9 protein-coding genes and 1 pseudogene are annotated in these 10,381 nt (G+C 69.6%); 9 read left to right on the top strand and 1 reads right to left on the bottom strand.

Going from position 1 to position 10,381, the window contains the following annotated elements; genetic code table 11:
- From AB0J09_RS42600 to AB0J09_RS42585, 4 genes and pseudogenes are all read left to right on the top strand, one after another.
- Nucleotides 1–301 (top strand): annotated as a pseudogene (locus AB0J09_RS42600) (hypothetical protein); the annotation flags it as partial.
- Nucleotides 302–434: 133 nt separating this feature from the next.
- The gene (locus tag AB0J09_RS42595; protein WP_360704283.1) at nt 435–1,397 is read left to right on the top strand and encodes a D-glycerate dehydrogenase; all 963 of its coding nucleotides are present in this window, start codon (nt 435–437) and stop codon (nt 1,395–1,397) included.
- 144 nt (nt 1,398–1,541) lie between these two features.
- Nucleotides 1,542–1,742 (top strand): CsbD family protein, encoded by a 201-nt coding sequence (locus tag AB0J09_RS42590; protein WP_360704280.1) that lies wholly within the window; start codon nt 1,542–1,544, stop codon nt 1,740–1,742.
- A 194-nt stretch (nt 1,743–1,936) separates the two neighbouring features.
- The gene (locus AB0J09_RS42585; RefSeq protein WP_360704277.1) at nt 1,937–2,545 is read left to right on the top strand and encodes a dihydrofolate reductase family protein; all 609 of its coding nucleotides are present in this window, start codon (nt 1,937–1,939) and stop codon (nt 2,543–2,545) included.
- 28 nt (nt 2,546–2,573) lie between these two features.
- On the opposite strand, the gene AB0J09_RS42580 is transcribed toward AB0J09_RS42585, so the two are convergent.
- Nucleotides 2,574–3,362, bottom strand: coding sequence for a class I SAM-dependent methyltransferase (locus AB0J09_RS42580; RefSeq protein WP_360704274.1), 789 nt, complete (start codon nt 3,360–3,362; stop codon nt 2,574–2,576).
- Nucleotides 3,363–3,480: 118 nt separating this feature from the next.
- Here AB0J09_RS42580 and AB0J09_RS42575 point away from each other — a divergent pair, with 118 nt between their 5' ends.
- The 5 genes from AB0J09_RS42575 to AB0J09_RS42555 all read left to right on the top strand — a co-directional run bounded on the left by AB0J09_RS42575 (nt 3,481) and on the right by AB0J09_RS42555 (nt 10,190).
- Nucleotides 3,481–3,819, top strand: coding sequence for a hypothetical protein (locus AB0J09_RS42575; RefSeq protein ID WP_360704271.1), 339 nt, complete (start codon nt 3,481–3,483; stop codon nt 3,817–3,819).
- Nucleotides 3,820–3,949: 130 nt separating this feature from the next.
- The gene (locus tag AB0J09_RS42570) at nt 3,950–4,513 is read left to right on the top strand and encodes a hemerythrin domain-containing protein (RefSeq protein ID WP_360704268.1); all 564 of its coding nucleotides are present in this window, start codon (nt 3,950–3,952) and stop codon (nt 4,511–4,513) included.
- A gap of 56 nt (nt 4,514–4,569) precedes the next feature.
- On the top strand, nt 4,570–5,799 hold the full coding sequence (locus AB0J09_RS42565) for a PP2C family protein-serine/threonine phosphatase (protein WP_360704266.1): 1,230 nt from the start codon (nt 4,570–4,572) through the stop codon (nt 5,797–5,799).
- Between the two features lie 207 nt (nt 5,800–6,006).
- A complete protein-coding gene (locus AB0J09_RS42560; RefSeq protein WP_360704263.1) occupies nt 6,007–7,965 on the top strand; it encodes a hypothetical protein in 1,959 nt (652 codons plus the stop codon).
- A 2-nt stretch (nt 7,966–7,967) separates the two neighbouring features.
- Nucleotides 7,968–10,190 carry a hypothetical protein gene (locus AB0J09_RS42555; RefSeq protein ID WP_360704262.1) on the top strand — a complete coding sequence of 741 codons (2,223 nt, stop codon included), beginning with the start codon at nt 7,968–7,970 and terminating at the stop codon, nt 10,188–10,190.
- Nucleotides 10,191–10,381 lie beyond the last annotated feature (191 nt).

The raw sequence follows: 10,381 nt of genomic DNA, 5'->3' as shown, positions 1-10,381 counted from the left end.
CCTGCGCTCGCTCGACCCGCAAGAGGCCCTCGCCGAGCTGCGCGCCCTGCCCGGCGTCGGGCCGTTCTCCGCTGGCCTGATCCTGATCCGCGGCGCGGGCGCCCCCGACGCGTTCCCTGGCGACGAGCCGCGCCTGTTCACCATCCTGCGCGAAGCGTACGGCCTGCCCGAGGACGCGCCCCCGGCCGCGTACCGGAAGCTGGCCGATGCCTGGCGGCCCTATCGCTCCTGGGCCTCCTTCCTGTTCAGGGCGACCGCCTACGGCGTCACGGACGATCAGGAACGAGCGCAGGCCCGGTGAGGCAGGCTCAGACCCGATCCCCCGCCTCCGGCCGGGAAACGGGGCGCGGCATAGTAGTGGGGGCCGCTGGGAGCCGTACCGCGACGTGTGGAGCCGGGTGGCCGGCACCGGTTCCATCGACGGAGAAGGGCAGATGGACAACCACATCTACGTCACCCGCACGCTGACCGACGCCGCCATGGCGAAGGTCCGCGAGCTGAGCCATCCCGTGATCGTCGGTGGGGAGGAGCCGCCCGACCGCGCCACCCTGCTGCGCGACGTGGCGGGCGCGGCGGCGGTGGTGTGCACGCTGACCGAGCGGATCGACGCGGAGGTGCTCGACGCCGCGGGGCCCGGCCTGCGGGTCGTCGCCAACACGGCCGTCGGCTACGACAACATCGACGTGGCCGCGGCCACCGAGCGCGGCGTGCGAGTGACCAACACCCCCGGCGTCCTGGACGGCGCGACGGCCGACCTGACCTTCGCGCTGATCCTCGCCACCTCCCGCCGCGTGCTCGACGGCGACCGGCTGATCCGCGAAGGGACTCCCTGGATATGGGGGCCGCGGATGATGCTCGGCATCGACCTCAGCGCCGGCGCGACCCTCGGCGTGGTCGGGTACGGCAGGATCGGGCGAGCGGTGGCGCGTCGCGCGCGGGCGTTCGACATGTCCGTTCTCGCCACGCCCCCGTCCTCGCCGCTCACCGACGAGGACCGGCTCGGCGTCGAGTTCGTCCAGCTGCCCGAGCTCCTGGAGCGCAGCGACGTGGTGACCCTGCACTGCCCGCTGACGCCCAAGACCCGGCACCTCATCGACGCCGCCGCGCTGCGCCGCATGAAGCCCACGGCGATCCTGGTCAACACCGCGAGGGGCGGCATCGTCGACGAGCGGGCCCTGATCGAGGCGCTGCGGTCAGGGGCGATCGCCGCCGCCGGGCTGGACGTCTTCGAGGACGAGCCGCGGGTCGACCCCGAGCTGGCCAAGCTCCCGAACACCGTGCTCACGCCGCATATCGGCAGCGCGGGAACGGCGACGCGCGACCGGATGTGCGGCCTGTCGGTGGCGAACGCGGCCGCCGTGCTCGCCGGACGCGCCCCGCTCACGCCCGTGAACTGAGGGAGGCGCTGGGGTTGCCGTAGTCCTACCGCGCCCGGAGATGACGGCGCCATCGGCCTCATTCACGGACAGTGTTTCTGTCCTTTCTGTCCGGAAAGTGGAAGTACGTCCGGGGGATTCGAAGCTTCCGGGGGATAGAAAGGCATGGACATGGGCGCCAAGGACAAGCTGCGTCACAAGGCCGAGGAGCTCAAGGGCCGAGCGAAGAAGACCGTCGGGCACGCCACCGACGACGAGCGGCTTCGGGACAAGGGACGTACAGACCAGGCCCGGGGGAGCATGAAGCAGGCCGGAGAGAAGATCAAGGACGCCGGCAAGAAGGTCAAGGGCGCCTTCAAGAAGTGACGGTCGCCCAAGGTGTGGGCCCGCCCTCGCAGCTTGCGACGCGAGGGCGGGCCGTTTGTGGCAGACGCCAAGTCTCTCCGCCCGTACCGTAGGAAGGCTGTAAGGAATCCTTAAACGGCTCCCGCCACACTGAAGGCACATGAAGACAGCGGGACTCAAGAGACCCGCTCTTCTCGGACCGCAAGGAGTGGCAGATGGCCAGCAAACTGGTGGTTTCGACTTTCGTGTCGTTGGACGGCGTCATGCAGGCTCCCGGCGGGCCCGGCGAGGACGACTCCAACAACTTCCCCCACAGCGGATGGCTGCCCCCGTACTTGGACGAAGGGTTCGGCCAGATCATGGGCGAGCAGTTCGAGCGCGCCGACGGCATGCTCCTGGGCCGCAGGTCGTACGACATCCTCTCGTCGCACTGGCCCAACGTGCCCGACGAGGAGGGCGGCGCCAAGATCAACAGCATGCCCAAGTACGTCACGACGAGGACGCCGATGACCGCCGAGTGGCGCAACACCCAGGTCCTGGTGGGCGAGGCCGCCCGGACGGTGGCCGAGCTCAAGCGGAACACCGACGGCGAGATCATCGTCCAGGGCAGCAGCGACCTCATCCGTTCGCTGCAGGAGGCCGAGCTGGTCGACGAATACCGCCTGCTGGTCTTCCCCGTCGTCCTCGGGGAGGGAAAGCGGCTCTTCGCCGAGGGAACCACCCCGGCCGGGCTCAAGCACACCGGTACCACCACCACCGACGCCGGCGTCGTCTACATCACCTACGAGTGGGCCGGCAAGCCCTCCTACAGCTCCCTCCTCTGACCGCGGGGTCCACACGCCGACCGCATGGTCACCGATCCCGCCGGGTGACGGTGAGCATGTGGCCGCTGACTCCGAGGAGCGACGGCACGGATTCCAGCGAGCGCTGGGCGTCGAGCATGAGCGCCCGGCGTTCCGGGTCGTCAAGCCAGTCGTTGACGTCGCCGTAAAGCCAGAAGGCGCCCTCCAACCCGTACCGCTCGATCTCGGGAAACCCGGCGTCGGCGAATTCCCCGGGGACCTCCTCCGGATCGTGCATGTAGGCGGTGAAACCCCGCCCGAGAGAAAGCATGATCCCGTCGGCCATGGCCGCGTGTGCGGCCTGCCGCTGCCGCTCGTCCAGGTAATGGCCCAAGTAGACCGTGTCGTGCACGGCCGCGTAGCGGCTGATGGTCGCGGCCGCCACCAGACCGCCGGTCCGTACGGCACGTCGTGCCTCCGTCAGAGCCCGCACCCGATCAGCCCGCTCGTGCAGATGGTAGAGCGGGCCCAGCAGCAGAACCGCGTCCACGCTCGCGTCCGGCACCGGCAACCGCCGCGCATCGCCCAGCCGCGCGGTCACCCCGGTCAGCTCCGCGGCCCGCTCCACATGAAGCGAGATCGGGTCCAGCAACTCGACCTCGTAGCCGTCGGCGCTCAGCCACTCGGCGTGCACGCCGGGGCCACCGCCCACGTCCAGCACCCGAGCGGGTGGCGGCGGCAGCGTGCGGCGCAGCACGTCCTGCGTGCGCCAGAACTCCAACCGGCCGCGCCCTTCGCGAAGGCGGCTGTGCTCCCTGTCCTGCTCGTAGTAGGCGAGCAGCTCACGTGTCACTGTCATACCTGATCTTGGCGAAATGCCCGCATGGCCCACAAACGGATTAATGCGCAGGTCAAGTTCTCACCGCCGGTATGCGCGCCTTGGGGCCTTGCCGTACGGATCAACCTAGTGTGACGGGATGAGCGCAATCGATCACCAACCGCCGGATGGGGCTGATATCGCCGAAGTGACCACGTACGTCATCGGTGAGTGCGCGCGGTTCGGCACACGGCTGCGAACGCTGACCCGCCAGCTCGGTCACGCCACTACGGTCACAGCCGAACGCGAGGAGCTGACGAAGGCCATCGCCTACGCCCACGCCGCCCTGGCCGATCTCCTCATCACCGTTCACCCCATCCAGCACGACGACCCATCTCATGAACGCGACCCTCGGGAGCCCGCTGACGTCGGCGCATCCGGCCCGGCCACCCGCCAGCATCCGTCGGTCCGCGATTTGCCATGGGTTGCCACGGCTTGACCGTAGCCACGGCCCCCTTCCCGTCGCGGAAGCGGAGCCGCCCCGCATCGTGCAGGTTTTCGCCGCTGTCACCGGGCACGGGGCAAGGTAGGCCCGCAGGCGCAAGCCAGACGACACGGGGGAGGCCGTCATGGACACGCAGCAGGATGTGATCGCGGTCCTGGTCACCGACCACCGCGAGGTCGAGGAGATGTTCGGCGAGCTGGAGCACATGATCGGCGGCATCGCCGAGCCGGCCAAGACGCTGGCGGAGAAGGTGGTCATCGAACTGGTGCGGCACTCGATCGCCGAGGAGGAATACCTGTATCCAGCCGTCCGCGAGCACGTGCCCGGCGGCGACAAGCTGGCCGATCAGGAGATCGCCGAGCACGCCGAGGCGGAGCGGACGATGAAGCGGCTGGAAGCGCTGGAGCCGAACGAAACCGACTTCTGGCCCACCGTGGAGCTCCTGATGAGCCAGATCCGCCAGCACGTCCGGGAAGAGGAGAACGACCTGTTCCCGCGGCTGCGCGAGTCCTGCCCGCCCGAGCAGCTGACGGAGCTGGGCGGGAAAGTCCAGCAGGCCAAGAAGCTGGCACCGACCCGCCCGCACCCCGCCGCGCCCGACACCCCACCCGCCAACAAGCTGCTGGCGCCGGGAGCCGGGCTCGTGGACCGCATTCGGGATTTCATCAGCGGCCGGGGACGCTCCTGACCCGTCGCGGGGGCGGCGACCTGGCCGCGAACGCGAAATCGTACCGGTAGGGAGGCATGAGCGAATCCAGCGGAATCGAGCGCATGCTGGTCACCATGCTCGAGGCCAGCCACACGAGCACGCTGGGGGGCCTGCCGGCGCTGGCCGCCGGGAGCGCTTCGCTGGCCGGCCTCGGGGAGGTGGCGATCTACCTGGCGGACCTGCAGCAAGTCACGTTGCGCCGGCTGCGGTCCCACGACGAGGATGACCAGCCGGCCGACGAGCTGCGGGTGGACGGCACCCTGGGGGGACGGGCCTTCCAGGAGGTGCGCGCCCTGCCGCAGAGCGGGGACCGCGGCGAGCGCTACTGGTGGGTTCCGCTGCTGGACGGCACCGAGCGGGTCGGACTGCTGCGGGTCGGCAGCGACACGGCCGACGTCCCACAGGCCGCCGTCCACTTGGCCGCTCTCGTCGCGCTCCTGGTCGTCAGCCAGCGCACGCAGAGCGACGAGTATCAGCGCCTGGTGCGTTCGCGGCCGATGCACGTGGCCGCGGAGATGCAGTGGCAACTGCTCCCGCCGCTCACCTTCGCGACCCCGGAAGTGACCGTGGCCGCCGTCATCGAACCCGCCTACGAGGTGGGCGGCGACGTGTTCGACTACGCCCTGTACGGCGACACCCTTCACCTGGCCGTCTTCGACGCGATGGGCCACGACGTCTCGGCGGGCCTGACGGCCAACCTGGCCATGGCCGCCAGCCGCAATCATCGCCGCCAGGACATGGACCTCACCGCCAACAGCCAGGCCATCGAGCGCGTGCTGATCAGCGAGTTCGGCCGCGGCACCCGCTACGTGACCGCCGTCATGGCCGATCTGAACCTGCGCACGGGCCTGCTCACCTGGATCAACCGCGGCCACCCGCTGCCGGTGCTGATCCGCGGCGGCCGCTGGATCACCACGCTGGCCTGCCCGCCTGCTCATCCTCTTGGCCTGGACCTCGACATACCCATCACCGTCTGCCGGGAGCAGCTGGAGCCCGGCGATCGGCTGTTGCTGTACACCGACGGCATCGTCGAAGCCGGGGCGGCGCAGGGCCGCGAGTTCGGGCTGGCGCGATTCGTGGACTTCATCGTCCGCCACAGCAGCTCCAGCCTTCCGGTCCCGGAGACCCTACGCCGGCTGATCAGGAGCATCCTCGACTACCACGACGGCAAGCTGCACGACGACGCCACCGTCGTGGTGACCGAATGGCGCGGTTTCGCCGGGGTCGGCTTTCGGAACTTGAGTACGTCCGAAGGGGGATCATGAGCGACGCCTACGACCAGGTGGCCCGCAGGCGGCCGGCGCCCTCGGCTCGGGCGACTGGCATACCGAAAAGGGAGCCCCCTGGCCGGTGTTGACAGCACGGCGATCATCTTATTACGGTCGGGACCGTTATATCTTTTCCGCGAGAGAACTCTCGAAGAACCGACGTTCCAGGTATGACCGTAATCTCGAGATCCCGTCGGGGGCCGTATGTCCTTCTTACGCCGGCTGATCCCTCTCACTGCCGCCGCATGCCTGGCCTTGCCGGGCTTGCCGCACATCGCCCAAGCCGAGGCCCCGCCGTCCCGTTGCGGCGCCGCCGAGGGCACGGTAACCGCGCTCGGGCCCGCGAGCGTCACGAACGCGCTCGGTAACGCCGAGTTCGTCGGCGACACCCTGTACGTGGTCACCCGCGGCCTCTCACCCAATGTGGTGGGCGCGTACGACGTCACGGCCGACAAGGTGACCGCCCACTACGACATCCCCACAGGCATCGGGGCCTGGGCGATGGCCAAGATCGGCACCGACGTCTACATCGGCACCCACATTTCCTCCGACCTGTACAAGCTGGACACGCTCACCGGCCGCGTCACCAAGGTCGCCGCCTTCGACGACCACTTCATCTGGAACATCACCGCCTCGCCGGACGGCAAGGTGTACCTCGGCATGTCGGAGACGGGCAGGGTGGTCGAGTACGACCCGGCCACCGGCGCCACCCGGGATCTCGGCGTCGCCAGCCCGGGCGAGCAGTATGTCCGCAGCATCGCCGCCGATGCGGACACGGTCTACGCGGGCGTCGGCGCCCACGCCCACCTGGTGGCCATCGACCGGGCCACCGCCGCCAAGAAGGAGATCCTGCCGGCCGAGCTGGCGACCCGTGACTTCGTGGCCAGCATGGCCATGAACGACACCCATCTGGCGATGGGCATCTCGTCGCAGGGCGAGCTCCTGGTGCTGAACAAGGCCGATCCCAGCGACTACCGGATCGCCAAGGCGCCCGGCGAGAAGTACGTCACCTCGGTGACCTTCCTCGGCGAGTACGTCTACTTCACCGGCCGCCCGACAGGCACGCTGTACCGCTACCGTCTCGGCACCGGCGAGGTGGAGACGCTCGGCGTGCCGTATCCGGAGGCGGGGACGCCGAGCCTGCTCGCGCACGGCGGCAAGATCTGGGGCATCCAGGACGGCGCGGTGTTCGTCTACGATCCGGACACAGCCCGGCTGGAGTACCGCAACCTCATCTCCCGAGGCCTGCGCGCCGGTCCCGAGCAGCCGATGAACGTCTTCTCCGACGGGAAATACGTCTACGTCGGCGGCAAGGGCGGCATGCAGGTGCACGACACGTCCGGCGGATCGCGCCGCATCGGCATCCCCGGCGAGCCGAAGTCCATGGTGGAGGTCGGCGGCCGCGTGTACCTGGGCGTCTACACCCAGGCTCTCCTGTACGGCCACGAGCCGGGCACGGACACGGCTGGCCTGCTGGCCAAGATCGGCAACCGGCAGGACCGGCCGCGCGACATGGCCTACGACTCGCGTACCGGGATGATCGTGATCGCCACGCAGCCCGAGCCCGGCCAGGAAGGCGGCGCCCTGTCGCTCTACGACCCGGACACCGGCGGGCTCGACGTGCGCCGGCCCGCCGTACCCGACCAGAGCGTCTACTCCGTCGCCACCGGGGACGGCACCGCCTACCTCGGCACCTACATCCAGGAGGGCTTCGGCCTGCCGCCGAAGACCAACACCGCCAGGCTCGCCGCGTACGACCTGCGCCGGCACAGGCTGCTCTGGCAGATGGAGCCGGTGCCGGGCGCCACCTACATCGCCGACGTCGTACGTCTGCGCGGGCGGATCTACGGGGTGTCCGACACGGGCGTGTTCTTCGAGGTCGACCCGGAACGCAGGAAGGTGACCAGGACCGCGAAGGTCGGCGGCTTCGGCGGCGACCTGGCGGTTCAAGGGGGACGCGTGTACGGCGTCTCCGGCGAGGCCGTCAGCCGTGGCGACCGGGTCTACCGGATGGACCTGACCACCTTCACCGCCCACACGCTCGCCGACGGGCTCGCCGGCGACTGGTTCGACGGCGCCAAGCTCGCGGCCGATCCCGGGGGCTGCGGCCTCTACACGCTGCGCAACCGCGATCTGGTCCGGATCGCCACAGAGAGGAATTGAGCATGCGATTCACCACGATCCTCTTATCAGCCTTGTTACTCGTCACCACCGCCTCTCCCGCCTCGGCGCAGGACGAGCCGCAGCCGCCGGTCGGCTCGGTCACCGACTTCGGCGTCCAGTCGACGGCGCTCACGGTGTTCGAAGGGTTCTTCGGCACCGACGCGACCGGGCGCCCCGTCGTCTACAGCGTCCAGATGGGCACGCCCGGCGTGGTGGCCGTGGTCGACCCCGTGACCCGCGAGCACCTCCGTACGGCGGAGATGACCGGCTCCTCGGGCGGCTGGGGCATCACCCAGGCCGACGACGGCCTCGTCTACGCGGGCAGCTATCCCAACGCGCACGTGTACCGTTACGACCCCGCGAGCGGAGAGACGACCGACCTGGGCGCGCCGGTGGCCGGGCAGACCGTGCTCTACGGGTTCCAGCCGGGCAAGGACGGCAAGATCTACGGCGGCACGTACCCGGACGCGCACGCCTTCTCGTACTCGCCCGCCGAGGGCTTCCGTGATCTGGGCGCCATGTACGAGGGCCAGCAGTACGCCATGGACATCGCCGTGGACCCCGAGCGTGAGGTGCTGTGGGCCGCCATCGGCTCCGCCGGCCACCTGATCAGGATGGACCTGCGGACCGGGGAGAAGCGCGATATCTGGCCGGAGGCGCTGCGGGGCGACCCCAGCTACCCGTACGACATCAACCTGGTCGGCGGCAAGCTGTTCGTCAAGCGCAGCAAGCTCCAGGCGATGGTGCTCGACCCCGACACCGGCGCGGTGCTCGCGGAGAACTTCGTCATCAGCTCGCGCGGCACCACCCGGGTGGCCGACGGCAAGTACGTCTACTTCACCTCGGGCACGGCTCTGTGGCGCTACGACCTCACGACCGACACGCCGGAAGCGGTCCCCGGCTCCGTCGTCGCGGGCGGCCCCGCCGTGGGATGGGGCTTCGTGAACGGCCGGCTCTACGCTCTGATCGGCAACTACTTCGGTGACGCGCTGTCCTACGACCCGGCCACCGGAGCCTCCGAGCGTTTCAAGCTGCCCTTCCCCGCCCAGCCGATCGACATCAACAACGTCAGCGCCGGCCAGGACGGGAAGATCTACACGAACCTCTACATCAACGGCAACGTCGCCACGCTCGACCCGGCCAGCGGGAAGGTGACCGAGCTGGGCCGCGTCGCCCAGACCGACGGGTGGTTCTGGCACGAGGGGAAGATGTACCTGGGCACGTACCCGAACGGCGGGGTCATGGTCTACGACCCGTCCCAGCCGTTCAAGTCCGGCGCCAACCCGCTCGAGCTGTTCCGCCTGATCGGCGACGGCCAGAACCGTCCCCAAGCCTTCGCCACCACCGCCTCCAAGCTCTACATCGGCAGCACCCCCGACTACGGCCTGTGGGGCGGCGCCCTGACGGTCTACGACTACGCCACCGGCGAGCACACCGTGATCCGCGCCCCCGTCGCCGACCAGGGCGTGATCTCCCTCCTGGTCCGGGGCGACACCCTGTGGGGCGGCACCACCATCAACGGCGGAGGCGGCACCACTCCCAAGGCGAAAGAGGCGAAGCTCTTCACCTACGACCTCGCCACCGGCACGAAGACGTCCGAGCTCACCCCCGTGCCCGGGGCCAGCTCGATCACCTCGATCGTCCAGGGCCCCGACGGCATGCTCTGGGGCCTGGCGGACGGCATCCTGTTCATCCTCGACCCCGCCTCCGCCAAGGTGACGCGCCGGATCGAGCTCCCCGCCGGCTACAGCGGCGTCCAGGACGAGCTGCACGTCAACCCCGACGAGCACGTCTACGCCTCGATCGACGGATACCTGCTCCGCGTCGACCCCCTGTCGAAGGCCGTCACGGTCCTGCGTGACTCCGGCACCTACCGCTCCGCTCAGGACGGCGCGGGCAACCTGTGGTTCCGCAGCGGCACCAAGGCCGCCAACAACGCCGTCCAGGGAGGCGCCCGCCTCCTCCGCTACACCCCGCCGGCCGACGCCTGCCCCGGCTCCGACCTGACACCCCACGTGGTCATCAAGGAGACCGACAGCGGCGTCGGCAACCGCTACCGTCCCGACGGCTGCACGGTCGAGGACCTGATCGAGGACGAGAAGTACTCCGGCAAGGACCTCACCCGCCACGTGGCCGGGGTCGTCGCCCGGCTCGTCGCCTCGAAGACCATCACGGGCGCCGAGGCGGAGAAGATCCTCCGCGCCACCCACGACGCCCGAGGCTGAACCACTGACGAGCTTGTACATGGAGGGCGCCTGCATCATGCACGGTCAGGCGCCCTTCACCGCGTACGTGACCAGCGTCGTGAGCACCTCCTTGACCGACTGGCGCTCGCGCACGTCGCACAGCACGATCGGGATGTTCTCCTTCAGCGCGAGCGCCCGCCGTACCTTGGCCGGGTCGTGGCGGCGCGCGC

The organism is Nonomuraea sp. NPDC049784 (assembly GCF_040659615.1).
In the GTDB taxonomy this organism is placed as follows: domain Bacteria; phylum Actinomycetota; class Actinomycetes; order Streptosporangiales; family Streptosporangiaceae; genus Nonomuraea.
Note: the sequence above shows the minus strand (reverse complement) of the source record. Positions and strands in the feature narration are given on the sequence as shown.